At 55.8% G+C, this 24,970-nt stretch carries 29 protein-coding genes and 2 pseudogenes; 17 read left to right on the top strand and 14 right to left on the bottom strand.

The window, feature by feature from the left end:
• Window positions 1-26: 26 nt before the first annotated feature.
• Together H6973_18915 and H6973_18910 are read right to left on the bottom strand one after the other, a co-directional pair.
• Window positions 27-1,259: a hypothetical protein gene (locus tag H6973_18915; protein MCP5127614.1), complete on the bottom strand. Its 1,233-nt coding sequence runs from the start codon at window positions 1,257-1,259 to the stop codon at window positions 27-29.
• A gap of 8 nt (window positions 1,260-1,267) precedes the next feature.
• Complete coding sequence (locus H6973_18910; protein ID MCP5127613.1) at window positions 1,268-1,945, bottom strand: IS630 family transposase; 678 nt, start codon at window positions 1,943-1,945, stop codon at window positions 1,268-1,270.
• Window positions 1,946-2,022: 77 nt separating this feature from the next.
• Here H6973_18910 and H6973_18905 point away from each other — a divergent pair, with 77 nt between their 5' ends.
• Window positions 2,023-2,703 carry an IS6 family transposase gene (locus tag H6973_18905; protein ID MCP5127612.1) on the top strand — a complete coding sequence of 227 codons (681 nt, stop codon included), beginning with the start codon at window positions 2,023-2,025 and terminating at the stop codon, window positions 2,701-2,703.
• Window positions 2,704-2,837: 134 nt separating this feature from the next.
• On the top strand, window positions 2,838-3,605 hold the full coding sequence (locus tag H6973_18900) for an NAD-dependent protein deacetylase (GenBank protein ID MCP5127611.1): 768 nt from the start codon (window positions 2,838-2,840) through the stop codon (window positions 3,603-3,605).
• On the opposite strand, the gene H6973_18895 is transcribed toward H6973_18900, so the two are convergent.
• From H6973_18895 to H6973_18885, 3 genes are all read right to left on the bottom strand, one after another.
• Complete coding sequence (locus tag H6973_18895; protein ID MCP5127610.1) at window positions 3,559-4,299, bottom strand: SDR family oxidoreductase; 741 nt, start codon at window positions 4,297-4,299, stop codon at window positions 3,559-3,561. The genes H6973_18900 and H6973_18895 overlap by 47 nt on opposite strands.
• The gene (locus H6973_18890) at window positions 4,296-5,639 is read right to left on the bottom strand and encodes a VWA domain-containing protein (protein MCP5127609.1); all 1,344 of its coding nucleotides are present in this window, start codon (window positions 5,637-5,639) and stop codon (window positions 4,296-4,298) included. The genes H6973_18895 and H6973_18890 overlap by 4 nt, the downstream gene beginning before the upstream one ends.
• A 158-nt stretch (window positions 5,640-5,797) precedes the next feature.
• Window positions 5,798-6,004: a hypothetical protein gene (locus H6973_18885; protein MCP5127608.1), complete on the bottom strand. Its 207-nt coding sequence runs from the start codon at window positions 6,002-6,004 to the stop codon at window positions 5,798-5,800.
• 210 nt (window positions 6,005-6,214) lie between these two features.
• Between H6973_18885 and H6973_18880 the strand changes: the two genes are divergently transcribed.
• From H6973_18880 to H6973_18855, 6 genes are read left to right on the top strand one after another with little or no spacing between them, the layout of a single operon-like run.
• Window positions 6,215-6,904 carry an IS630 family transposase gene (locus tag H6973_18880; GenBank protein ID MCP5127607.1) on the top strand — a complete coding sequence of 230 codons (690 nt, stop codon included), beginning with the start codon at window positions 6,215-6,217 and terminating at the stop codon, window positions 6,902-6,904.
• Complete coding sequence (locus H6973_18875) at window positions 6,905-7,270, top strand: transposase (GenBank protein ID MCP5127606.1); 366 nt, start codon at window positions 6,905-6,907, stop codon at window positions 7,268-7,270.
• A 59-nt stretch (window positions 7,271-7,329) separates the two neighbouring features.
• Window positions 7,330-7,653 (top strand): hypothetical protein, encoded by a 324-nt coding sequence (locus H6973_18870; protein MCP5127605.1) that lies wholly within the window; start codon window positions 7,330-7,332, stop codon window positions 7,651-7,653.
• Window positions 7,641-7,997: a transposase gene (locus tag H6973_18865; GenBank protein MCP5127604.1), complete on the top strand. Its 357-nt coding sequence runs from the start codon at window positions 7,641-7,643 to the stop codon at window positions 7,995-7,997. The genes H6973_18870 and H6973_18865 overlap by 13 nt, the downstream gene beginning before the upstream one ends.
• A 6-nt stretch (window positions 7,998-8,003) precedes the next feature.
• Entirely contained in the window at window positions 8,004-8,144 is a 141-nt protein-coding gene (locus H6973_18860) for a transposase (GenBank protein ID MCP5127603.1), read from the top strand.
• A 43-nt stretch (window positions 8,145-8,187) separates the two neighbouring features.
• The gene (locus H6973_18855) at window positions 8,188-8,400 is read left to right on the top strand and encodes a hypothetical protein (GenBank protein ID MCP5127602.1); all 213 of its coding nucleotides are present in this window, start codon (window positions 8,188-8,190) and stop codon (window positions 8,398-8,400) included.
• Between the two features lie 227 nt (window positions 8,401-8,627).
• Here H6973_18855 and H6973_18850 read toward each other — a convergent pair whose 3' ends face one another.
• Window positions 8,628-10,940, bottom strand: coding sequence for a 2OG-Fe(II) oxygenase (locus tag H6973_18850; protein MCP5127601.1), 2,313 nt, complete (start codon window positions 10,938-10,940; stop codon window positions 8,628-8,630).
• Between the two features lie 42 nt (window positions 10,941-10,982).
• On the opposite strand from H6973_18850, the pseudogene H6973_18845 reads away from it, so the two are divergent.
• The 4 genes and pseudogenes from H6973_18845 to H6973_18830 all read left to right on the top strand — a co-directional run bounded on the left by H6973_18845 (window position 10,983) and on the right by H6973_18830 (window position 13,323).
• Window positions 10,983-11,294, top strand: a pseudogene (locus tag H6973_18845) (transposase).
• Window positions 11,295-11,352: 58 nt separating this feature from the next.
• On the top strand, window positions 11,353-11,643 hold the full coding sequence (locus tag H6973_18840; protein MCP5127600.1) for a nucleotidyltransferase family protein: 291 nt from the start codon (window positions 11,353-11,355) through the stop codon (window positions 11,641-11,643).
• Complete coding sequence (locus tag H6973_18835; GenBank protein MCP5127599.1) at window positions 11,640-12,014, top strand: DUF86 domain-containing protein; 375 nt, start codon at window positions 11,640-11,642, stop codon at window positions 12,012-12,014. Before H6973_18840 ends, H6973_18835 begins: the two co-directional genes overlap by 4 nt.
• A 424-nt stretch (window positions 12,015-12,438) precedes the next feature.
• Complete coding sequence (locus H6973_18830; protein ID MCP5127598.1) at window positions 12,439-13,323, top strand: hypothetical protein; 885 nt, start codon at window positions 12,439-12,441, stop codon at window positions 13,321-13,323.
• Between the two features lie 135 nt (window positions 13,324-13,458).
• On the opposite strand, the gene H6973_18825 is transcribed toward H6973_18830, so the two are convergent.
• The 4 genes from H6973_18825 to H6973_18810 all read right to left on the bottom strand — a co-directional run bounded on the left by H6973_18825 (window position 13,459) and on the right by H6973_18810 (window position 17,193).
• Window positions 13,459-15,345, bottom strand: coding sequence for an integrase domain-containing protein (locus H6973_18825; GenBank protein MCP5127597.1), 1,887 nt, complete (start codon window positions 15,343-15,345; stop codon window positions 13,459-13,461).
• Between the two features lie 326 nt (window positions 15,346-15,671).
• Window positions 15,672-16,115, bottom strand: a complete 444-nt coding sequence (locus H6973_18820; GenBank protein ID MCP5127596.1) for a hypothetical protein — start codon at window positions 16,113-16,115, stop codon at window positions 15,672-15,674.
• Window positions 16,116-16,162: 47 nt separating this feature from the next.
• On the bottom strand, window positions 16,163-16,435 hold the full coding sequence (locus tag H6973_18815) for a hypothetical protein (protein ID MCP5127595.1): 273 nt from the start codon (window positions 16,433-16,435) through the stop codon (window positions 16,163-16,165).
• A gap of 326 nt (window positions 16,436-16,761) precedes the next feature.
• Window positions 16,762-17,193 carry a hypothetical protein gene (locus H6973_18810; GenBank protein ID MCP5127594.1) on the bottom strand — a complete coding sequence of 144 codons (432 nt, stop codon included), beginning with the start codon at window positions 17,191-17,193 and terminating at the stop codon, window positions 16,762-16,764.
• A gap of 216 nt (window positions 17,194-17,409) precedes the next feature.
• On the opposite strand from H6973_18810, the pseudogene H6973_18805 reads away from it, so the two are divergent.
• From H6973_18805 to H6973_18795, 3 genes and pseudogenes are all read left to right on the top strand, one after another.
• Window positions 17,410-18,338, top strand: a pseudogene (locus H6973_18805) (IS1595 family transposase).
• Between the two features lie 113 nt (window positions 18,339-18,451).
• Window positions 18,452-18,754 carry a hypothetical protein gene (locus H6973_18800; protein MCP5127593.1) on the top strand — a complete coding sequence of 101 codons (303 nt, stop codon included), beginning with the start codon at window positions 18,452-18,454 and terminating at the stop codon, window positions 18,752-18,754.
• A gap of 101 nt (window positions 18,755-18,855) precedes the next feature.
• A complete protein-coding gene (locus H6973_18795; protein MCP5127592.1) occupies window positions 18,856-20,193 on the top strand; it encodes a transposase in 1,338 nt (445 codons plus the stop codon).
• 164 nt (window positions 20,194-20,357) lie between these two features.
• Here H6973_18795 and H6973_18790 read toward each other — a convergent pair whose 3' ends face one another.
• Window positions 20,358-20,723, bottom strand: coding sequence for a transposase (locus H6973_18790; GenBank protein ID MCP5127591.1), 366 nt, complete (start codon window positions 20,721-20,723; stop codon window positions 20,358-20,360).
• Window positions 20,724-21,413, bottom strand: coding sequence for an IS630 family transposase (locus H6973_18785; GenBank protein MCP5127590.1), 690 nt, complete (start codon window positions 21,411-21,413; stop codon window positions 20,724-20,726). It abuts the gene before it with no gap.
• Window positions 21,414-21,538: 125 nt separating this feature from the next.
• Here H6973_18785 and H6973_18780 point away from each other — a divergent pair, with 125 nt between their 5' ends.
• On the top strand, window positions 21,539-22,165 hold the full coding sequence (locus H6973_18780) for a CHAP domain-containing protein (GenBank protein ID MCP5127589.1): 627 nt from the start codon (window positions 21,539-21,541) through the stop codon (window positions 22,163-22,165).
• Window positions 22,166-22,246: 81 nt separating this feature from the next.
• Here H6973_18780 and H6973_18775 read toward each other — a convergent pair whose 3' ends face one another.
• Together H6973_18775 and H6973_18770 are read right to left on the bottom strand one after the other, a co-directional pair.
• Window positions 22,247-23,134, bottom strand: a complete 888-nt coding sequence (locus H6973_18775) for an IS982 family transposase (GenBank protein MCP5127588.1) — start codon at window positions 23,132-23,134, stop codon at window positions 22,247-22,249.
• Between the two features lie 157 nt (window positions 23,135-23,291).
• On the bottom strand, window positions 23,292-24,206 hold the full coding sequence (locus H6973_18770) for a DUF368 domain-containing protein (GenBank protein ID MCP5127587.1): 915 nt from the start codon (window positions 24,204-24,206) through the stop codon (window positions 23,292-23,294).
• 608 nt (window positions 24,207-24,814) lie between these two features.
• On the opposite strand from H6973_18770, the gene H6973_18765 reads away from it, so the two are divergent.
• On the top strand, window positions 24,815-24,958 hold the full coding sequence (locus H6973_18765; GenBank protein MCP5127586.1) for a hypothetical protein: 144 nt from the start codon (window positions 24,815-24,817) through the stop codon (window positions 24,956-24,958).
• The last annotated feature ends 12 nt before the right edge of the window (window positions 24,959-24,970 follow it).

Below are 24,970 nucleotides of genomic sequence, written 5' to 3'. Positions count from 1 at the left end.
TTTAACCGAGTGATTTGAGCAAGGATTCAGACGATCGAAGGCGGGTCGGCCGGTTCCTCCTCCGTGGTACCTTGGAAAGCGTGTCGGATCTGCGCGATGAGACTGTTTGGTGGGAGATCGAGAAGTGGTTTGATCACCTGAGGAGCGAGGACTTGCCGGACTGTTTTCTCCGAGGGCAGGTCGCGGGAACGGGTGCGCAGATAGAACCGATGTTGTTGCCAGACTTCAGGGCCAAAGCGCAGAGCGATCAGCTGCAACAAGCCTTGGGCGACCACGGCGCAGAAGACGAAGACTTCATAGGCTTGCCAACAGGCGGCGACCGTGGGCTGACGCTCAATCACCGGGGCCTTGAGCGACCGATTCCGGGTCGGACGGCGGGCATGGCGTGGTAGGTGTGAAGTCCAGAAGTGAAAACAAAAAGCGCCCAGGAGCTGCTTTAATACCGCGAACAGAATTTCGATGCGGGTGCGGACACAATAGAGTTCCAACGCGGTGATGGGTGAGAGGCTCAGATCGGAGCACATGAGGACCAAAGGGCCGCGCGAGGTGATCGCGAAGATGAACAGGAGGGCGTCGCCGAGGGGCTTCCAGAGTAAGGGGACGCTCATCAACCGCACCCGTTCCCGCTGGCCATAGACGCAACACTCGACCTCGTCAAAACCTTGTGGATAATCAAAAACTTCTATCAGATGGACTTTCTCGCCATAACGGGGTTGTGGTCCGGGCCGGCCGGCCGGCTTCGGGGTCGCCGGAAAATAGGCGACGTAATTTTTCTTGGCCCGGGCCACGATCACCAAATACGGTTGCTTCAAGGCGATGGAATAAACGGATTGGGCCAAGCGAAAGACCCCCGCGATCGAGAAAAAGGCATCCAAGACTAAAAATGCGGGGCCATCCTGATCGATGGTCAACGTCAGGGCCATCTGCACCACCCGCTCGGGCAGGCTCGGGTCCGCGCCCCTTTGGGGTGAAGTCGGTTCCACCTGACCTAAATGGCAAAAGCCTTGATGCATGCGCAGGGCTAAAGGCAAACAAAAACAAGCATCGAGTGCGCCAACCACCACCCCGATCGCGCCCCAGCAGTGCCCGCGGAAGTACGATGGCTTGTGCTGGGTTTCTGAAGCGTCATGTAACGACACGACGCCTGGCATACGCCCCCCATCCTTGACCACCAGCGTATGATCACCCAACAAGACAGCCCGCCCGGCCACCTGGACGGCGACGGCCTGACGCCACACATAACCCTGCCACGTCGCCAACAGGGTCTCTAGTGGGCTGACACAGAAGTTTTGACAGGTTCAGAGGTTTCTAGGTCCACCGGGGTTTCAGAAGATTTCAAGGGAGGATAGAGGCGCTTGAGTTTGACCCGGGCCAAGTCGGTGCCGAACTGCCAGTGGATTTTGGTCTGACGTAGGTTGCGTGGGCCTTGCCAAGCGGCGATTTCCTTCCGCAAAGTTTCGAGGTTCGCAATGCGGCGATTCAAACACTGGCCGGCGAGAACAGCGAACTCACATTCCGCCATATTGAGCCAACTGCCATGCTTGGGGGTGTAATGAAATTCGAGCTTGCGGGTGATCCGGCGGGCTTCCTCTGGAGAAAAGACACTATACAAGGCCGCAGGAGTGTGGGTATTGAGGTTATCCACGACCAACCGGATTCGCTCCGCCTTCGGAAAGTACACATCAACGAGTTGCTGCATTTGCTGGGCAAAATCGCGTTTGGTGCGCTGTTTCGTGACATTAACATGACGCCACCCGCGCAAGGGTTGTACGAATAGAAATAAATTGGCGGTGCCTTCGCGTTTGTATTCACAGTCATAGCGCGCCGGTTGACCCGGGCGGGCGGGTTGAGGACAGCGGGTTTCGCTGGTCAATTGCACCGGACTTTCATCGAAGCACACTTGGGGGTATTGAGGATCATCGGGTTCGGCGTACAGGTCCAACACATCCGGTTCTGTTGCGTTAGCTGATAGGGTCGGATTTCGGTAAGCTACACGGCCCCTGTCCTGACTTGAGAACCCGCATGATCGATTTTAGAGGCCACCGCTTTGAACGAGACATCATCCTAACGAGTGTCCGTTGGTACCTCGCCTATCCGTTGAGCTATCGGAACCTGGAAGAGATGCTGGCGGAGCGGGGTGTCGACGTGGATCATTCCAGCGTCTACCGCTGGGTCCAGAAGTTTACGCCGCAGTTGGAAGCGGCTTTCCGCAAAGGACAAAAGCGCCCGGTGGGCACAAGTTGGCGGATGGATGAGACCTACATTAAGGTCAAAGGCCAGTGGAAGTACCTCTACCGCGCGGTTGATCGAGACGGCCAGACGATCGACTTCCTGTTCACGGCGCATCGCGATAAGAAAGCCGCCCTGCGCTTTCTCAAAAAGGCGATACGGCAGCACGGTCTTCCGGACAAAGTCACGATCGATAAGAGTGGCGCTAACACCGCTGCCCTGGATGCACTCCAGGAGGAGACGGGCGCCGCCATTGAGATTCGCCAAAACAAGTACTTAAATAATTTAGTGGAACAAGATCATCGCGCCGTTAAACGGATCGTCCGCCCCATGCTGGGGTTCAAAGGCTTTCATTCTGCTCGGACCACCCTGCGGGGCATCGAACTCCTGCACATGATCAAGAAGGGCCAAATGATCATGGCCGAAGGGACGAATCTCTCCGCCGCAGGACAATTTTATTCACTGGCTGCCTAATAACCTGCAAGGGTTACCCAATCGTGCTCGAAAAAAATTAACGCAACAGAACCCCTTCCAGTTCTCCTGACTACCCCACCGCCGCCCAGTACCTGACCGATGCCGAAGCGCTGCTCATTGGCGCCGGGGCTGGGATGGGCGTCGATTCCGGCCTGCCGGCCTTTCGCGGGACGCAAGGCTTCTGGTCGGCCTACCCCGCCTATCAGGGCCGTTCCTTTATGGACATCGCCACTCCGGAGACTTTCACGAGTGATCCGGAATTGGCCTGGGGCTTCTATGGCCATCGCTTGAATCTCTATCGCCAGCATCCGCCCCATGCTGGGTTTGCGATCCTGCGCCGCTGGGCCGAAGCGATGCCGCTCGGCGCTTTCGTCATGACCAGCAATGTGGATGGCCATTTCCAGCGCGCCGGGTTCGTGCCCGAACCGGTTTATGAATGCCATGGCTCGCTTCATCACCTGCAATGCCATGCCGGCTGCCCGGAGACCTGGCCGGCGGATGCGGTGGAATTGGACATCGATCCGCACACCTTCCGCGCGCGGTCGGCCTTACCCCGTTGTCCCCAGTGCAGCGCGCTGGCCCGACCCAATATTCTGATGTTCTATGACGGCGACTGGCGGCGTTCTCGCTATGAGACCCAACATCGCCGCTATAAGACCTGGTTGCGCACCGTCCAGGATCAGCGATTGGTAGCGATTGAGTTGGGCGCGGGAACCACCATCGCCACCGTGCGGCGGGAATGTGAATACACGGCATGGCGATTAATCCGCATCAATCCCCACGACACCGAACCGCCGACCCGCGGCGTGCTGTTGCCGGTCGGCGCGCTGGAAGCGTTGACGGCCCTGGACGCGCTCAATCCCAATAAATCATTTTCCGGGTCATGCCCCCATCCACGATGAAATTCTGGCCCGTAATAAAGCCCGCCTCGGCGGACAGCAGGAACGTCACCAGCGCCGCAATATCGTCAGGCTGACCGACGCGCCCCACCGGATGCTGGGCATGATCCGCCGGGCGCAACAGACTGTGTCCCCCATCGATCCAGCCAGGGCTGATGCAGTTGACCCGGATGTCCGGCCCCAGACTGATCGCCAAGGCATGGGTCAAGGCAACTAGGCCTCCCTTGGACGCCGCATACGCCTCGGTGTGGGCCTCGGATTGCAGGGCGCGGGTTGAGGCGATGTTGACGATGGCGCCCCGGTAGGCTCGCAACAGCGGGACGCTGTGCTTGACCATGAGCAGACTGCCCGTTAGGTTGACGCTGATCACCCGATGCCACAGCGCCAGATCCAGGACATCGACGGGCTGCCGGGGCGGGTCGGCGATGCCCGCATTATTCACCAGGGCATCAAGACGGCCAAAGGTTTCGGCCACGACCGCCACACTGTGCCGAACCGCTGCCTCATCCGCCACATCGGTGGCTACGAACTGGACCGGCCCCCGCGATCGACCGGCGGCGCAGACGCTTTCTCCGCCCTCAACGTCATGGTCCGCGATGACCACCGCATACTGCCGTTCAAGGAGCCGGCGCACGATGCCTTGGCCGATCCCCCGGGCTCCGCCGGTGACCAGCGCGACAGGCGTTGTCGAGTTCATGAGGGCCGCTTCTTGCCTTGCCGGGACTGGCGCCGCAAAAACGCCGGCCCTTGGTCCGACGTGGCGTCCTGAGGCGACTCATCCTTCACCGCCAGCCGGTTCGACATCCGCTGCGACGAGTAATAGCTTTCCTTACTGAACCGTTCTTCGTCGCGCGCGGCGACGAGTTGCTCCATTTCGCGCACCACGGTCTCCAGCCAGGGGTGATCGTGCGCCAACCGTTTGGCACGATCCAGTAATTGTTCAACACGCGCCCAGTCGCCCTGGCGAGCCGCCGTGCGTGCCTGGAGTTGCAAGTCGGCGCTTTCCAGTTCCGTCAGCCGGGCGATGACCCGCGCATCCTCGGCGATTGCGCCAAACGCGGCGGCAGGCAGGATCGGCAGCGCCAATGTAGCGCATGGACTGCGCCGGGTTTGTCCGTCCAGATCGGTCCAGGCCAGCTCCACTTCCAGCACCGACCCGGGTTCGTCCCCGGCCGCATCGAGCGCTGGGCGACTGATCTGAAGGCGCAATAAGGCCCAAGCCTCGCTGTCGTAGGCCAGATCCGGCAGTCGCCAAAGGCCATTGCCCCATGATCGGTAAGGGTTCAGTAGTTCCGCCTGAACGCCCGGCGGGGTGCGCACGGCCAATTGCAACTGTCGCGCGTACAGCGCCTGCATCAAGGCAAATTCCTCTTCGAACTTGTCCAGCAGATCGTCAGCGGTTTCGCTGTAGTAGGCATTGCCTTGGCCGGCCTTGGCCATCTCAACCATGAGTTCTTCGTTGAAATGGTGGCCGAGGCCATAGGTGGAGGTGGTCACGCCGTTACTCGCCAGCTCCGCGCATTGCCGGGCGATTTCCGGCAAGTCACATAACCCGTTATTCGCATGACCATCGGACAACAGCACGATCCGGTTGAGACCCTCGGCGAGCAGGGTGCGGGCCACTTCCGCCGCGCCCTGGACCCAGCCGCCGTGTAGATCGGTTTGGCCCCCGTCATGAACCGTCGCCAGCGCCCGGTAAAACACGCGCGGATCGGTGACCGGCTGGCTGGCGACCAAGACCTTCACACGATGATCGAACACCACCAACGCGGCCTGATCGCGCGTGTCCAGGCGTTCGATCATGGCCTGGGCGCAGCGGCAGGCTTCCGCCAGCGGCTGACCGCGCATCGAACCGGAACGATCCAGCACGAACGCCAGATTAAAGGGCAGACGCGGCTCGCCGTCCTGCTCCGGACGAGGCGGCGCCTGAACGCGCACCAGCACTTCCAGGGTATTCGCATGGCCCGCCAGCAGCGCCGTGCGGCGCGGATCGAGCCGCAAGATCAGATCGGTCTCATCAACAGGGTTTTCGTTCATGACAGGGGGTTCCTTTGAAAAATTCCTCACGCAACGCCTGGTGGAAGGCGTCTACCGCTCGATTCGACCCACCGTATTCCCCGAGGCCTGTAAATCGCTGCGTCACCGCTGGCGCACTTGCGTGGCCACCGCCGTCGAGGTTAGCGCCGGCGTTCGCTTCAATGCGCTTGGGTTAGAGAGGAATCGGACGGAGAATGCCGGCGGGCCGACGCTTGCGCTTGTTGTAAACCCAAAGCATAGCCCTCGGTGTAACCGGTCGTATAGCCTTGTTGGCGACCATAGCCCAAGGCCACTCCGGTCACGACCACCAGCGCCAGCGCCATCAGAACGCCCCCGCCGAGCAGCCATGGCCAGAACTGCTCCAAGCGCGCTCGCCGCGCCACGCGCTGAGAAGCTGTATTGAAACTAACTCATTGATTTTCATATAGCCAAAGGGGATGAAATTGGGCTAAAACGAGGCTATAGGCTTGCCAACGATTATCCCTACATTATCAACGAACTGAGCGTTAATCAAATTGCCTAATAACTATAGAAGACCTCTTTAGAGACTCTAAATTTATAGAGGAGGTGCGGCAATGAACGCGGAATGGATGTTTGATGCACGTAAAATACCGGATGAAGTGATGAATTACATCCGGCGTATTGCGGTTCGCGCGGTCGAAGAGAAGCATTATGGTCCGGAGCTTGTTGCTGATTTTTTGGGTATCGACCGAACGAGTATTTATGATTGGCTTCGCAACTATCGTTATGAAGGAGAAGAAGCCCTGGATACCCGGAAAGCGCTCGGCGCCACGTGTGTGATGACTCCGGATATTGATCGATGGTTAAAAGAAACGATACTCAATACGACGCCGGCGGATCATGGCTATGATACGGTTTTATGGACTTTAGAGATCATGGTTAATTTATTGAAAGAGTACTTTGGTTTATGGGTATCGGATGCCACGGTTCGTCTGCATTTACATCAATTAGGACTGAGTTGTCAAAAACCTTGTTATCATGCCTTAAACCAGGATCAGGAGGAAGTTAAAAAGTTTATTAATGAAGAATTTAAAGAGATTCAGAAGCGGGCTCAAGAACTTGGAGCGGATATTGCGTTTCAGGATGAGTCATGGGTTCAAGGCCATACGCGTTCTGGACGGACGTGGGGCTTAGTCGGTCATCCGCCTGAAATTAAAGTGAGTGATGACCGGGGTGGGTTTCACATTTTATCGATGGTTACGGCGACGGGCGAGTTAATATTTGAAGTGACCACTCAAAAATGAGTGAGTGGGGTTTTCATTGCCTTTTTAGAGAAGGCATTAGAGGGTCGAGAGCGCCCATTAATTGTCATCACGGACAATGCGTCTTATCATACCTCGAAAGAAGTCAAAGCCTTTCTTGAGACGCATCGAAAACAAATCCGCTTGTTCTTTCTTCCCCCCCACTCGCCAGAGTTAAATCCGGATGAACAGGTTTGGAATGAGATCAAAAATGATCATCTGGAAAAGGAGCCAATTAAAAACCGGGCTGATTTCAGAGCGCGCGTTTATTCTGCTTTGGAAAAGCTAAAAGAATTTCAGGAAAGGGTCAAATCATTTTTTAGGCTCCCTGATACTCAATACGCTAATCCTGAAAAAGCTCCAGCATGATTTTTGTGTGGATAACTATTAGCAAGACAATGAGAATGAGAGTGATACGGAGTTATCTATTGGGCATGCCTAAAATGAATATTATTGCGATATTCAAAATCGGCATGGATACACTCAATCGTTGGATTCGGCAATATTCACAAACGGGGGATATTAAGCCAAAACAAAGGACTCGATTCCGAGCGAGGAAATTTAGTTATTCGGACCTCAATGATTACATTAGCCAGCATCCTTCGGCAACAATCAAGGAAATGGCAGAGCATTTTTCTGTGAAGCCCTCCTCGATTCAAGCGAGATTAAAGATGCTAGGAGTCACTTATAAAAAACCTTTCTTTATGCAGAAAGGGATGAACAGAAAAGAGCGAAATTTATTGAGCAACTAAGGCGGAACAAATCCCGAGGAGATGAAGAACAGCCTATTGTTTATATTGATGAATGTGGTTTTCACAATAATATCAAAAGTGAATATGGTTGGAGTAAGAGAGGTGACCTCATTTTGGATGACAAGCACGGCAGGCCGACCGAGAAACTCAATCTGATTGCAGGCTTGCTGAATCAAGAGATTCTTGCACCGCTCATGTATTCATTTTATACGGATACAGAAGTATTTAACGCGTGGATTGAGAGATGTTTAATTCCTGAGCTTCCTGAAAAGTGTATTCTTATTATGGATAATGCGAGTTTTCATAAATCTGAAGAAACACGAAGCGTTATTGAAGAAAATTGACATCAATTGCTATTTTTACCTCCTGATTCACCGGATCTTAATCCTATCGAAAATCATTGGGCTCTTCTGAAGAGAAGATTGAGAAAAATTCTTCCAAATCATAAGAGTCTTTTTGAATCTTTATCAGTAGTATTTCAAACTGCATAAAAACTGTTTTACTATATTACCGATCGAAGAAGTCGAGGCGTTAGTGAATCATTTTGGCCAAAAAAAACCGTTGCCGATTGAACAGGTGACAATCCGTCAGGCGGTGCTGTGGATCGGTCGCTTGGAAGGGCATTTGAACCGAAAAAGGGATGGGATGCCCGGTGTGCGGACCTTATGGCGAGGATTACAGGCATTGAGCGTGCTCGTCGCCGGCTTCCGTGCCGGCGTCTATGCGAGTCAGCAACTCCGTGAATAAATGTGGGTAATGGTCAGCTCCGGAACCGGGAGGTCAGGCTGACCCGCGATATTCCCAGGAGTCGATCACTTCGACCCCGGCGGCCCGAAAGGGGGCCGTGTCGCGTGTGGCGACAGCAAAGCCCTGCGTATGCGCCATGGCGGCGATTAAACCGTCGGCCAGTGACCACGGGGTGCCGGCCGCCAGGGTCTTACGGCGAACTTCTCCAGCGACGGTACCCTATGTTTTCAAGTTGGCGCTACCTCAAGCCGCGCCACATCCTCAAGGTCCTTCTTACGCTGTTGCATCCGCTGTTCATAACTGGCCTGGTTCTTGGTGCAGATCAGGCTGTAAGGACGGCCGTGCTGATCGGTGACCCGATCCAGGTCGCATGCACCGCGCCGGATCGAATCCTCCACATGAGCGCGGGCCGCTTGGGCGGCTTTGAAGGTCCACATCTTGCGGTCGGGATCGGCCAGGAAGCGGCTGAGTTCGCTGCAATGTGGACACCGGCAGGCCAGCGTACTGGACCGCGTCCAGTCGCGCGGCGGTTCCAGCGGTTCCGCGATCCGGGCGCGCAGGTGCGCCAGGCTGGCAGCGCGCAGGCGGCGAACCGCCGTCCCGTCCCGGCTCGCTGCCCGGTCGGTCAGAATAAGGGTGGCAGGAATAAGCACGGGATCCGGCCCATAGGTCTGAGGCCATGCCAGAATGTAATCCGCCGCGCGATCAGCTAGCCCCGCGTCGAGCTGGTTCAAAGCAGTCATGAGATCGACGACGAAACCGGGTTCCACCGGTGGCGGCTGGCGCCAGGAATCGTGCCGCGGCGTCCGCGCTGGATCGCCGGGCAAAGCGTCGATCAGGGCCTGGGCGGCGGGGAGAAAATCCACCCCACAGTGGGTGTCCCGCGCCACGGCGGCGCAGCGAGCCAGCAGATCACCACAGGCGCCGAGGGCTGGCCCCGCATTCGCAGCGATGATGCGCTCGATCCGTTCGGCGGCGCGTGGCGGTGGTAGGAGACCGATAGCCTGGACCAGGGCTGCATTGTCGCCCAGACTGTATCGGCCAGTGGCGGAAAGGTCGGCTAGAAAAGCGTCGATGCGTGCCGTATCTCGCAATCGGTTCAGAAGAGCCAACACCTTGGCCTCCGTACTCTGGGTGTCGGTTCGCCAATGGCGTCCTTCTTTTGGCCAAGTGCGCAGCATGTGTCCGGTCAGTTCATGCGCTTCCCGCCACAGGGACGATTCCGGGCCTTCACCGCTCTCGGCCCAGCGTTGGGTCAGTTCGCCCAGATAGGGCAAAGTGGCTGGCAAACCCGCTTGGTTGAGCACCGCGAGCCGCCGCCCGCGCGGCCACAACACCAGGCCCGCCCGGCGGTAGGTTCGCTCGAAGGAGGCGCCCTCGTTACCGGTCGCTTCGTGAAAGTGCTGCTCGTCGGGCTCCAGATCGTCGAAGGCGTCGGGCGGACACAGTTCGTTTTCCTCGAAAGGAAGGGCGCCCAGATCCGACGAGCCGCCGTCCGGTCGCCGCCATTCGGTCAACGTAGCGCGTCGGTCGAAGATTTCACCGACTTCAAATTCTTCATCCTCCTCGTCTTCATCAGATCGCCCCCAGCGGCGGCGTGAACCGTAATAGCCGCCGGTGTATTCGGCGCTGCCGCTTTCTGCAATGGAGGCCAGCGCCAGATGGAGGTCACAGTCAGCCTGTGCTGCTGCCGGGACCAATACGGACGCGGTGGCGGCGTCCGCACCTTTCAATGCGTCGAAGGCGAGTCCTGCCGGAGTATAGGCATGGTGGAGGGGGTAAATTAGTTTTTCGGGCGCGTCGTCGTCGGATGATGCCTTGTCGGCAGCCCATTGTTGCAACAGGTCCGCTAGGGCGGCCCGTTCGGTCTCGTAGCGGGGCGGTTCGGGGAGATGGCCCTTGCCGGGACGCAGCAGCAAGTTGTAGACCAGCGTCAGCCGGCAACCGGACGCGATGGGCAAGACTTCATGCACGCAATCGGCGTAGAACGCGGCGAAGGTCACTTCCGAGGGTTCCGGGTTGCGCAGATCAAGTTGGACATCCCGGTCGCGGTGGCACACCTGTAGTTCACCGCCTGTATACAGGGAGGGCAACACGATGATGAGGGTGGCAAACATGCCAGGCGCCTTCTCGGTATCGCGATGACTCACGAAGAAGCTACCCACGTCGTACACCAGTAGCTTGTACAGTTCCGCCACCACCGGCTGGGTGACGCCCAGACCCTCGGCAGCCCGCTCGACGATGCTCTCCAAGGTACGTGGCCAGTTTCGACCTCCAATATGAACCTGGGTGGCATCGATCTGCCAGGTGCGTCGCACGCGGGTATCAACGAGGGTTTCCTCGCCCTGGCCGTAGGGCGCCTGCTCGGCGACGGCGATCAGTTGCTTGGCCTGGATCGGCAACAACGGCAGAGCGATGGAACCGACGCCGTCCACCTCCAAAGATGGCGCGAACAGTTCGTTTGATCCGGTCGCGTAAAAATCGCCGGGACGCTGGACCTTGTTCAAGAGTCCGGTCAGTTCGGTCGTGATGGATGACATGAATTTTCTCCGTCTTTACGGCCCCTCGGTTCGCAAAGCTTGGACCGAGGCTCACAATAGGTTGCAATCCGTTATACCGAACGCTTGGCGGAAGCCGGTATTGAACCGTCCGTCGGCAGCCAGGGGGACAGCGATGACAACGCCTTGGCCGAGACCCTCAATGGTCTGTACAAGGCGGAATTGATCCATCACCAGGCACCCTGGAAAAGCCGGGAAGCCGTCGAACTTGCGACCTTGGAAGGGGTCGCTGGGTTTAACCACCCGCGGCGACTGGAAGCGATCGGTTATATCCCTCCGGCAGAAGCTGAGGCAAACTATGATCAACAACTTTCCGAGCAGACCCTGCCGGTCTGACTCACACCTCCGGGTCTTCTCGAAACCCGGGGCGGTTCACTTACCACCCATCGAAACTATGAAGCCATCTGAAGCCTTAGCCTCAAACCGCGCCGTGATTCGGCGCGTGGTCGAGTCGCACCGCGCCCAGAATGCGCGGGTGTTCGGTTCTGTGCTGCGCGGCCTGGATACCGAAAACAGCGATCTAGATATTCTTATTGATCCAACGCCGGAAACAACGTTGATGGATGTGGCTGCCATCCAGGTGGAACTGCAACGCCTTCTTGGCGTATCGGTTGATGTACTGACGCCAAAAGCCTTACCCGACACATTCCGCAGCCATGTACTCTCCGAGGCGATACCGGTATGAGCAAGGCGCTGCGCGTCCCGGACTACCTCGGGCATATCCTCAAAGCCATTAAGCGCATTGACCGGTATATAGCAGACATGGACGAGATCGCTTTCCTGAACAGCGAACTGGTTCAGGATGCTGTGATCCGCAACATCGAAATCATTGGCGAAGCGTCGAACAATATCCAGCGCGTGGCTCCAGAGTTCGCGGCCCAGCACGACGACATCCCTTGGCTCGTGATGTACACCATGCGTAACCGCGTCTCGCACGGCTACGATACAGTGGATCTGGAAATCATTTGGAAGACGATTCAGGGCGATCTCCCTAGCTTGTACGCGCAAATTACCAAGATAAATGCAGTTTTCCTTCATAACCCCGATCCTGATTGATTCAGAACCCCACCCCAAGCAACACCTCATCGCCATTTCTCGCAAGTATCCAGGCGCATGGCGTGAGTGCCGCCGCAGGCGTAAATCGGCTCCAGTATCCATCGGGGACGCGGGACGTTCCTGGCCTCCAGGAAGGAGGCCGGGAAAATCATGTGGCGTTTTCGGCAATCGACGGGGCGGGCGCAGCGCCCTTGTTAACGCGCGGGCCTGGACACAAACTCGTGAGAAGATCGAATGATCCTCTCACAGACCGGTCCCGACCCCAGGGGATTGGCCAAAACGGCCTGAAGCGGTACCCTGTTTTCATGCACAACGCGCACGTTCCTATCCGCTTCTCCCCGGCCGCTGACCGGGTTACGGCCGAAAGGGCCGACCCGGAACGGGCGACCCTGGCCGCGCAAACCGTCAAGACCGAGGCCATGCCATGACATCCGACCGCATTCGCCAATGGCATCGCCTGTTCGGCATTACCCTGACCGATGTGTTCCGCGCGACCCCTTGGCGGGTGGAACTGGAAAAGGAACTGGCGTTGCAAAGCCAACTGCTGGACGTGGTGATCATCGAACAGGCCGCTGGGGAACCAACGTTATCACGCCCTGACTGGGAACTGCCCGATGGTTTGGAGGGCTTGCGCGTCCATAACTTGCTGACCTATAAATCTCAGCACGAGGCATCGGACGCCTGGGCGCTGGACGAATTGATCGGGCATTACGTGAACTACCGGAAACTCTTGAGCCGGGGCGCGCCGTTGCCGCCAGAAGCCGACTTCCAACTCTACGCGGTCGCCACCCGGTTTCCGCAGGGATTGGCGGCGCAGGTCCCGCTGATCCCCACCGCATGGCCCGGAGTGTTCGACGTCCTCTGGGGCACACACCCGGTGCGCTTGATCGTCCTCAGCGCCATTGACCGTCACCCGCGCAACGCCGCCTGGGAACTGTTCAGCGTCCAACAAGATCGGATTCGGCATGGCGCACAGCACTATCCCTGGCGGCATACCGGCGCACGGGAGCTTATGCGACAATTGTACCTCGTTTACGTTTTGGAGGAACCGAGCATGGCTTATACGATGGACGAGTTCATTCGCGAAGCCCATCAGGACTTGTTACAGGGTCTGACACCCGAGGAACGGCAGGCGTTCCTCGCTCGGCTCGACCCCGACGAGCGTCTGCGCGGCTTGGGACCGGAGGAGGTCTTTCAACGCTTCTCACCCGAGGAACGCTTGCGTGGCCTGGGACCGGAAGAACGCCTGCGCGGCTTGGGGCCAGACGAGTTACAGCAACTGAAAGACTATTTGAAGCGTTTGAATTGAAGGCGCGCGATCGGCGGCGATTCGGATCGGTGCTTTCCTGAAAAAAGCGTTTCTGTGAAGACTGATTGGGCCATCGCCCCTTGCAGGGGATACTTCAGCAGGCACAACCGGGTCGAACGGGGGCGCCACGCGCCATCACGACCGCCGCCCCGGAACCGTCAATCCCGCCCGCTCCAGCAGCCAGATCTCGCGCGGCAACACCACCGGCGTGGGTGCGGCGGGGTCTTTCAACGCGGCCAAAGTCGGTTCACCCGGCACCCCAATGCGACCTACCGCGCGCAGCAGATGATAAACATGACGCAGCCAGGATGGCAGGCTTTGCTCCACCGGACACACCGCTTGATCGGGTTCCGGCCGCAAGGCCAAAGCGGCGTTGAGCACGGCCTGGGCACGTTCACCGGTGACGGCGAAGCGCAGCACTTGATCCTTGGGCGTCTCCCAGAACACATCGAGCACCCCGTCCCGGTAGGACGCCGCCGGTTGCAGCCGGGCCGCCTGGCGATGGGTCAGACCGATCCCGCGCACGAGTTCGATCTGCACGGCTACTACTGGATCTTCCGCACGGATGCGTGCGATCCGCTCGGCGATGGCATCCTCGCTCAGCGGACACGGAGGACGCGGAGCGTTTTCATTGGCGATCGGCGGCTGCCCCGCCGCACGGGCGAGCGGGATCAAGTCTGGCCGCGCCAGCCAGCCACAAAGCTGGGCCAGCAGTTGGGCCTGGTTGCGGACGGTGGCGGCGTTTTGGTCAGGCCGGGCGGACCAATGCCGGTGCAGCACCGCGATATGCGCTTCGCTCAGGGCGTCCGGGGTGGACAACGGCACGCCGGCGTCTGCCCAGAGCGCCAGCAGTCGATGGAGCACCGTCCAGCGTTGTCGCAGGGTGTGGGTGCTCACCGCGCCCGCACCGTTGGCTCGTTGCCCGATCGGATCGTGGAGTCGCGCCGCCAAGAGCTGCTGTTGGACGCGCAGTTCAGAACGCCGGGTTTGGGCGGAAGCGGCGGTCGGTCCCACGGCCCGCGCCACCGCCCCACCCACAGCGTCCGGTGTGCCGTAATAGGCAGTGGTAATCCCCGGCCGGGCGTGACCCAGGCGGCTCGCCACATCGCATTGCACCTGGCGCTGCAGGGCTGGATCGACCGGTCCGCCGCCGCGCACGGGCGCGGGTTCGCCGGTCGCGGCTTCGTACTGGTCGTTGGCGTACTGATGCCGCAAGCCGTGGCTCACCAGACCGTCTTTGCGCGTAACGCCATGCCGGGCCAGGACATGATAACAGTGGGCCAGCCATTGCTTGAGGTCATAGTCGAGGGGAATCATCGACCGTCGGGTCTGTGCGGCGTACTCTTGGGCTTCGGCCAGCACGGCGCGTTGGGCCTCGGTCTCGATCGGCACGACGCGCGGCCGGCCGCCCTTGGTGCCGGCCATCACCCGAAGCTGCGTGGCGTTCACGGTATCGCGCGCCGGATTGAGCAGCGACGCTTCCTGAATCCGCAACCCGAAAGCATGTTGCAGACGCAGGACCCGCGCCACCGCCGGATCGTCGTTTTCAATCGCGGCGATCTTCGCCGCGGGATCGACGCCCGCCGCCGTCCAGGAATGATCGTGATCGGCCGTGTAGGTGCGCTGATAACGGGTCGGATCGTCCAGGTAGGACGCGCCCGGCCGGAGCATGGACGCCTTGCCGATCCAGCCGCACAGCAGGGTCAGATAGGAAAAGCGCTTTTGCAGGGTCGACGCCGACAACCCCTGCCGTTCCCAGAGACGCATCAAGGCTTCGATATGCTTGGGCTTGAGATGCTGGACATCGGTCAGCGCGTAGCCCAGGTCATGCAGTTGGCGGATCATGCGCGAGAAAAACTCCGACCGGTCGGCCATGGTGGCGTGGCTGACCACCTTGCGCCCGTCGGCGCTGCGCCGCAGATGGCGCTTGAGCAAGGCATTGAGCGAGGTGAACGCCCGCGCGCGCCGGCCGTGCGGCGGTGGGGTGGGCGCTGCGCCTGCACCTTCGCTGGACCATCTCATGGTCTTGCTCGAACCTTTAAAAAACGCACGCCATTAAAAAACGAAACCGGTTAAACGCGGGCCATGCTTGAGGGCTGTACCAGCAACAGGGGTCTTGCCCGGAAGACGCTCCCGTCCCGAACCGTCGCCGGCGCGGGCCAGACTCCTTGAAGGAGCCGGACTGTCCTGTCTTGCTTCATCATCACTTCGTTCTCCTTTCCTCGACCGCCCGAATGGCATCGGGGGTGAACGCGCCACCGAAGGGCCGTCACCGTTCGTGACTTGCCGTTCCGGCAACTTCCGTCCTGCGGACGAGCTGACGGCGTTCTTCTAAGGGGGTGGGTGGATTAATAGGCCGGGGAACCTGCCTTCTGGCCTTCACCGTCCGGGACGGATTTGGAATCCGCCGGCCCGTTCGGCTCCGGCTCCGGCTCCGGCTCCGTGCGACTAAACACCCACTGGAGATAATCCAAGGCAATCTCTTCAGCGTCCTCCAAATGCGCCGCATATTGGACGAACGCTGAAATCACCAACGCCGGATCGGGCCGATAGCCACGCATCCGCGGGCGCAACCGTTTGGCGACACGGGCGGCATCGTCATACGCCGCCTCCATGATCTTGATCCGGCGCAAGCCGTTGTCGTCCTCACTGCGGGTGACGCGATGGAACATCCCTTTGCGCAGGGTGTACAACTCCCCGTCCTCCAGGTCCATCAGGCTCCGCAACGCCGCGATCAACGCGGCCGCTTCCTCCGGCGTCGCGCCGGTTTTTATCGCCAATTCATTCATCACATCGTTCCTCTTTCACCTTTCATGCTTTGCACTTCACGGTTCACCGTTCACATCACACATTTCGCCCACCTTGATGAAGCCGTAGGGCCACGGCGGTCGGTTGATCCTCCGTTTGCAGGTTCATCTTCACTTTCGCCTTCATCTTCCATCTTCACTTCTACCTTCACGTCCACATCACGCATTTCGCATCTCGCCCACCGGGTTAAAGCCGTAGGGCCACGGCGGTCGGTTGATCCTCCGTTTGCAGGTTCACTTTCATCTTCATCTTCATCTTCATCTTCACTTTCACCTTCATCTTCCATCTTCACTTCTACCTTCACGTCCACAACACACCTTTCACCCACCTCGTTGAAGCCGTAGGGCCACGGCTGAATCGGCCTGGATTGACATGGGGGGCCGTTCCATTCCCATGGCGAATCGGGTTTTGCCGGTGTTTCGCCTCACCGCCAGCCAGGCCGGGTCCTCTCTCGGCAGGATGCTGCCGCGCTCGCCCGTTGCTTAGCCTGGGGGCCGGCGACGCCAGGATTCGGGAAGTTTCAAGAGCGCCCGAAGCACGCTCCCCGGCCATGGACGGGACCGGAACCGTTTAAAACCGAGGAAGGCCATCGCTGATGCAGTGGCCCGGAATTCGGGACGGCAATCGCCGTCAGGGGGTTTTGCAAGGGAAAGGGCACAGGACACGACGCGACATCACGCCACCGGGGCGCGCCGGGGTGCGGCGCAACGGGGACGTGCGCGAAAGGGGAGAACGACACCGGGGATCAACCGGAATCTCGTCCAGCGTACACGCGGGACGACGATCCGCATCCACGCAGGACGCCGCGATCACGCAAGACACGACAATACGACGGCGCAGGGCCGCGCCTCGCAGAGGAACCCGCACGGGGGAGGCTTCAATCCCCCGCCGGTTTAACCGGGTATGGCGGTCATGCCGACCGCATGAGGAACGCACCCAACGGGGACGCCCCTCCAAAGAGGCTTTCGCTGGCGGCGTCGGGCCGAACACCCCACGCGACACCCCACAGCGTTCGTTGCGGATTTTGACGGGTTGGCCAACGCCCCCGTGGTCCCCGGACATCCCTGACGCTCCGGGTGGCGCTTGCCGCGTCTGGGTCGGACGCGGGAATCGGCGCGGTCAGGGCGACCGGTGATTCATTTATCAAAATAAAGCAAAAGCCGCTCAAAAAGTCAAGGCTCAATATGGATTCCAGGCTGTTGAAGATGGCTCGCCCTGCCAAGGGACAGGAGCTACACTGAAGAGGTTTTGAACCGCCGCGCTCCAGGTTTCCCGTCGATGATCAACCTTCAGAATCTACTGGACGATGTCCGGTGTTACGAAACGGTCCGCCAACTGCGCTGGCCCGATGGGGTTCACTGCCCCCATTGTGGGGCGGCGAACGTGACGAAGCAGGGTCACGACACGACCCAACCGGCGCGACAGAAATATCGGTGTGCCGGGTGCCATCGCTCTTTTGACGATCTAACCGGGACGGTGTTGGCCGGCCACCACCCGCCGTTACGAATTTGGATATTATGTTTATATTTTATGGGTTTGAACTTGTCTAATGCCCAGATTGCCCAAGAGTTGGCGTTGAATCCGGACGACGTGCAGCGGATGACCGAGCAACTGCGCCAAGGTATCGTCGCCCGCCAACCCGAACCCACCTTGGCGGGGGAAGTGGAATGCGACGAGGTCTATATGGTGGCCGGGCATAAAGGGCATCCGGACGCGGTGAAAAAAAAGGCCGCCGCGGGCGGCGTCGCCGGCTGAAGGGGGCACGGGGTCGAGGCACCCTGGAGCAGGAAAAGCCGCCGATTCTCGGCATGATTGAGCGCGGCGGCGCGGTGGTCGTCCGGATGCTGGATAATGTCCAGCAAGCGACCATCCAACCGCTCCTTCAGACTTTCATCGCCCCGGGAACCCGGGTGTATACCGATGAATATGCAATCTATAACCCATTGAAGGATTGGGGCTTTGATCATCATACGGTGTGTCACAGCCGGGGTGAATACGCCCGCGACGACGATGGCGATGGCTTCCATGAGATTCATGTTAATACCGCTGAGGGTTTCTGGTCCCTGTTGCGTTCCTGGTTGCGACCCCATCGAGGAATTTCGCAAGAAAAGCTGCCGCTCTACCTGGGCTTCTTTCAGTTCGTGCATAACGTCCGCATTCGGGGCAAAGGCTTGCTCAGACCTCTCTTGGAACTGCTGGTCGCCTAACAACGCCAACTGACTGGAATCCATATTGAGCCATAGTTTTTATATGCTCTCGTAAGCCCGATCTCTCGGAGAGAAATTGCATGAAATCACTGAAGATGCTTGGTGGTAAACCTATGAATTGGCTACACTTGATTGCTTTTCCTCTCATTCTTGGGATGCTGCTCAATTCCGGCATGGCGGATGCTGATAGTTCGGCAACTCCTGCTTTGCCACGTCCAATAGCGGCTAATGATGTCGAGCTGCCTTACACCGATGGCTTTGGGTTATTACCCAAACTTCCGGCCTTTACTGCAATAGAGAGCGCTGCCTATCTAGCCGCTGGGAAGCAGGCGTGTGAAGGTCAATGCGTGACCCCGTTTGGCCAGGTGCTAGGTGTTGCCGATGGCGCTACGAGCCAGCAATTCCCGGTCTCTTGAAAATTTCTATATAATCAGTGTATTATGAAAAGTGATTTTTCGCCTCAATTTTTGTTTTTTTGGCGTGTTTGGATCTAAAACGCATCCGGTGTGGTTTGATCATGAAGAAATTCCCTTTTCACCCTTTACCGAATTCTTTAAATCAAACGGTGTCAGCGCCAGCGCTCCTGAATCAGGCGCGGCGGGCCTTTGAAAACATCCCTGACCCCCGTCGTTATGGCCAACAATATTCATTAACCGATGTCTTAATGTCGGGTTTAGCGGTCTTCAGCTTAAAATATCCTTCCTTGTTAAAATTTGATGAACACCGCAATGAAGCACGAATTCGCGCAAATTTAAAATCATTATATGGCGTTGAACAAGCGCCCTGCGATACCCAGATGCGGTCGGTGCTGGATCGCGTGGATCCCCTCGAACTTCGCGCCCCCTTTATTCAAATTAACCAAGGACTTTATGATCAAGGTCTTTTGGAAAATTTTCGTTATTTAGGACATTTTTTAATCAGTATTGATGGTACCGGGGAATTCGCTTCATCAAATGTTCATTGCCCGCACTGCTGTACCCGTCAGCATCGCAAGGGTGAAGTGAGTTATTATCATCAATTATTAGGCGCGGTGATCGTTCATCCTAACCAGAAACAAGTCATCCCTTTTTTTCCCGAAGCCATTACACATCAAGATGGTGAAACCAAAAACGATTGTGAAGCGAATGCGGGCAAACGCCTATTAAAAGCGCTTCGTGAAACCTTTCCTCATTGGCCTTTGCGCGTGGTGGAAGATAGTCTATTCGCGAACGGTCCGCACATCAAGTTACTGAAAGAACTAAATATTGGTTATATTATTTCGGTAAAACTGGGAGGTCAGGACGCTCTCTTTGCTGAGGTTAAACATCGTATTTACACGGGTCAATATGAAGAATTTGAGGTCTTAGGAGACGACAAAATTCTCCGAGGCTATCGGTGGATCAATGGCATTCCTTTGAACAAATCACATCCCGATTTAATGGTCAATTTTCTCGATTATTGGGAAATTCGCGACGGTCAGGAATTCAACTTTTCATGGGTGACGGACATCACACTCACGGCAAAAAATGTCCATCTTGTGATGAAAGGAGGGCGCAGCCGCTGGCACATTGAAAATCAAGTCTTCAATACCCTGAAAAATCAAGACTACGAATTTGAACACAACGATGGACATGGGGAACAGTATTTAGCGACCGTTTTTGCGATGTTGATGATGCTGGCTTTTCTTATTGATCAAGTCCAGGAATATGGCTGTGCCTTTTTCCAGGCTGCTCGCCAGCGTTTTCATTCACGCACCGCGTTATGGATCAAAATAAAAGGACTTTTTACCGAATTCTTTATTGATACTTGGGAATCACTCTGGCGTGCGATTATCTATGGACATTATGGTGGATTCCTACAGCCGAATACCTCTTAGCGTCTGGTTAGACTGTGGGCATGTTCTATTTTCTTAGTCTGGTTATCAGGGTCTCTTTAATATATAAGCTATTAAGCGTCTTTGAACGCTTAGGGGATATTTTTTCTTTATTTTCTTGTATTCTATAATCACTATTGTCTTGCTAATAGTTATCCCCACAAAAATCATGCTGGAGCTTTTTCAGGATTAGCGTATTGAGTATCAGGGAGCCTAAAAAATGATTTGACCCTTTCCTGAAATTCTTTTAGCTTTTCCAAAGCAGAATAAACGCGCGCTCTGAAATCAGCCCGGTTTTTAATTGGCTCCTTTTCCAGATGATCATTTTTGATCTCATTCCAAACCTGTTCATCCGGATTTAACTCTGGCGAGTGGGGGGGAAGAAAGAACAAGCGGATTTGTTTTCGATGCGTCTCAAGAAAGGCTTTGACTTCTTTCGAGGTATGATAAGACGCATTGTCCGTGATGACAATTAATGGGCGCTCTCGACCCTCTAATGCCTTCTCTAAAAAGGCAATGAAAACCCCACTCACTCATTTTTGAGTGGTCACTTCAAATATTAACTCGCCCGTCGCCGTAACCATCGATAAAATGTGAAACCCACCCCGGTCATCACTCACTTTAATTTCAGGCGGATGACCGACTAAGCCCCACGTCCGTCCAGAACGCGTATGGCCTTGAACCCATGACTCATCCTGAAACGCAATATCCGCTCCAAGTTCTTGAGCCCGCTTCTGAATCTCTTTAAATTCTTCATTAATAAACTTTTTAACTTCCTCCTGATCCTGGTTTAAGGCATGATAACAAGGTTTTTGACAACTCAGTCCTAATTGATGTAAATGCAGACGAACCGTGGCATCCGATACCCATAAACCAAAGTACTCTTTCAATAAATTAACCATGATCTCTAAAGTCCATAAAACCGTATCATAGCCATGATCCGCCGGCGTCGTATTGAGTATCGTTTCTTTTAACCATCGATCAATATCCGGAGTCATCACACACGTGGCGCCGAGCGCTTTCCGGGTATCCAGGGCTTCTTCTCCTTCATAACGATAGTTGCGAAGCCAATCATAAATACTCGTTCGGTCGATACCCAAAAAATCAGCAACAAGCTCCGGACCATAATGCTTCTCTTCGACCGCGCGAACCGCAATACGCCGGATGTAATTCATCACTTCATCCGGTATTTTACGTGCATCAAACATCCATTCCGCGTTCATTGCCGCACCTCCTCTATAAATTTAGAGTCTCTAAAGAGGTCTTCTATAGTTATTAGACAATTTGATTAACGCTCAGTTCGTTGATAATGTAGGGATAATCGTTGGCAAGCCTATAGAATTGATCTATTCGAAAAAGGTCTAAACAGAGAGAACGGGAATTGCTGGCTACGAGCTACTCGAACTGCGTGTCCACCTGTATCCGACCAGAGTTTTCCTTTCTTGATCTAAAAACGGGCGATGTCACGGTCCATCAAGAAGACCCCAAAAACCCGCAACTTCACTATATCGGTGTGACCTATCAGTGTGTCGAGTATGCCCGGAAGTGGTGGATGAAAAATAAGAACATCACCTTCGGAAGCATCGACAGTGCCTACGAGATTATCTATCTCACTGAAGGTAAACAGATTCGGACTCAGGAATCGTTTCCCCTGGCCCGTTCTATCAATGGTGTGGCCCAGCGAGCGCCGCGCCGGGGTGACCTGGTAGTTTATTATCCTGACCGTGATGATCCCGAATGGCGTCATGGTCATGTCGCCGTTGTCGTAGCTACAGAGCTGGAGGCCGGAACCGTGGCGCTTGCTGAGGAAAACTACGACAACGCACCTTGGCAAGATCCGAAGGCATTTGCACGCCGGATTCGTCTCTTTAATGTGGGCGGACGTTACACCCTTCTAGATGTCCCCGTGAACAGTGCTACGAATCCAACAGGTGGACGAATTGCTGGGTGGATTTATCCGCTATCGGAGCGGTAGTGATAGACGCCCTCACAGCAAGTTACAGGGAATTAGACCATTCAGAGATTCAATTATAGAGTATTACGCGATGTTCGACTTTCAGGCGATCAGGCCCTCAAACTGCAGGTCTGAGCGAGCGATTTGCCGGTTGATGAAAATACCCAAGGTGTGCGCTAACACTTTTCGGGCGATCCGACTCGTCAAGTGCCAAGTATCCCGCGCCCAGATTTTCTCCAAATGAAACGGCGCGGTGAGCTGACCGATCACGGTTTCGACGAGGCGGCGGGTTCGGGTCAGTTGCTGGACCGCCCATTGGGGCCGTGGATCGGTCATGTTGGCCCGCAAGGGAGTTTGCAAATCGATCCCGGCAGTGGCCAGCTCCTCCTGAACAAAGGCACTGAGGTAGCCCTTATCGCCCATCACCAAGCCGTGAACCCCGGCGGTCAACTCCCAGAGCACCTCGCGCTCATCACCGGTGGCGGAGGTCACCGTCCACGCGGTGATGACCCCGTCGATCGTGATGAGGAGATGACCATGAAGCCCATAATAATATTGCTTTTTTGCAGCACAATACCCTACATCCGCTCCTTCAGGAAACACCCGACGGCGGGACGCCCGGGCCCATCCGCACACCGGCATGGGGCAGCCATCTACGAGGTGAATGGGATCGGTCACTGCGCCGAGGTCGATCAACATTTGCTGATGGAGTCGTTGCTTGATCACCCAGAGATTGGCGGCCTGTTGTGCAAACGTCGTCCGCGATCCTAACTGGGGAAACCATGACGACCCGTGACGACTGAAGTATTTCCAGAGGCCGACATCGGTATCCAAACCTAAAAACTCGCCGACCACTTCCATCGTGATCACTTCACGATCGCTCAACTTCGGGGCAAAGCCCCGTTGGCGTAAACGGTGATCCCCGAGCAGGGCATTCACGTGTTCATCTACCCAGCAAAATACCCTGATGATAAAGTCTTCAAGTGGCATGGTGGTCTCTTCGCAAGGTTGAGGGAGTCGGTTCCTTTCAGCTTAGCGCCGATCACCATGCCGCTTCACTTCCCCGTGAAAAAGTCGAACATCGCGTAAGTTTAGTATAAAAACCATGTCTGGAACACTACCGGGGAAGCAAAAGCTTTCCCTCCCCCTATTTCACTAGCGATAGACGGTCGATGACTAGCACAGCTATGAAGCCAGCGACCATCAAAGCTACTGATAGTAACACCGTATTATCAAGACTATCGGGTAGTTGTGGTGTCGATCCCAGCAATTGCAGTTTGCCGCGCACTTCCACATAGACTCGATTTTGGAAAGGCCAGATCAGCCACAGCGAGCCGATCAGGATTCCGATAATGACCATGATGGTCCCCTGGCGATAGACGCGCAGCAGCCATTCCAGAAACCGGCTGAACAACGCCAAACCCGTGGCTATACCCAAGGCAAAGGGAATAATCACGGTAAAGCGGAAATGCCCGATAGCGTCGAAAATATAGGCGTATTTGCCCAGGATGAGCAGGATAAAGGAACCAGAAATACCCGGCAGAATCATGGCGGTAATGGCCAGCGCGCCGCTTAGAAAGATGAACCAGACATCATCCGGCGTGGTAGTCGGAACCAAGTTGACCACTAGCCACCCAAGGAGAGTTCCGAAGATTAATTGTACCCAGCGCATTATGGACCATTGCGGTATATGCCTAAGCAACACGATGATCGAACCGACAATGAGTCCGAAGAATAAGCCGTAAACTAGTTCCGGGTCCGTGACCAAGTAACTGGGCAAAGGCACGACACGGGTGAAGAAAAGCAAAGCCGCCAAAATCCCGGCGACTAACGGCAACAAAAAACCAAAGTGCGGATGAGTCAGCACGCCTTTCATATCAAAGCGCATCACCATTCGCAGCCAAATCAGGTCGAATGAGTTGATCGCCGCTAGCAGTCGGGGGTAAATGCCCAGAATGAAGGCCATAGTGCCGCCACTCACTCCGGGAATTATATCGGCGCTGCCCATGCAGAACCCCTTGGCTGCAATAATCCCGGTTTCCTTACTGATATTCAGCTTCATAGATTGTTTTTACCCAATGGTTCGGACAGTTTTTAGGTAGGAACAGAATTAATTATGCCATAATTAACGTGAGTTATTTCTTTTTTTTCATAGTTTTGTATTTTTGTATAAAATATGATACTATTAACTTAATTGTTACTTTACTAAAATAGATTCGATTGTTAACAAGGTGATTGGCGATGAAAATGATTTTATTGACCCAGATTTTCTGCGAAGTTGATGACTACTGCAAGGAGTTTGAATCTCGTTTTCCTAAGCATCTTCTCGCGTGTCCCAAAGAGATCATTCCTTCTTGGAATGATGCCGCCTTGCACCTTATCAATGAGTGAAATGATCACTTTGGTTATCGCTTTCAATCTTTGCAATTATCATACCTTTAAATATTTCTACGATCACGTTCGGCAGGATTGGGGTGCTGAATTCCCTGGTTTAGTAAGCTATCCACGCTTCGTCGCACTCCAGTCCTATTTACTGATCCCCTTATACACTTATCTCAGTCGTCGAAAAGGCACCATTACGGGTATTGCATTTATCGATTCAACTTCTCTCGTCGTTTGCCCTAATCTTAGAATTCATTCTATAACCGTACTTTCAAAGATTTAGCAAAAATAGGCAAGACTTCAACCGGCTGGTTTTTTGGGTTCAAGTTGCACCTTATTATTAATGACCATGGTGAGCAACTTGCTTTTAAGCTGACGCCAGGAAATGGCGTTGGTGCATATAGAAGTCCTTTACAGGTTGTGGAATATTAAAAATACATTATC

The organism is Gammaproteobacteria bacterium (assembly GCA_024235095.1).
Lineage (GTDB): Bacteria > Pseudomonadota > Gammaproteobacteria > Competibacterales > Competibacteraceae > UBA2383.
This window is presented reverse-complemented; position numbering and strand designations above follow the sequence as displayed.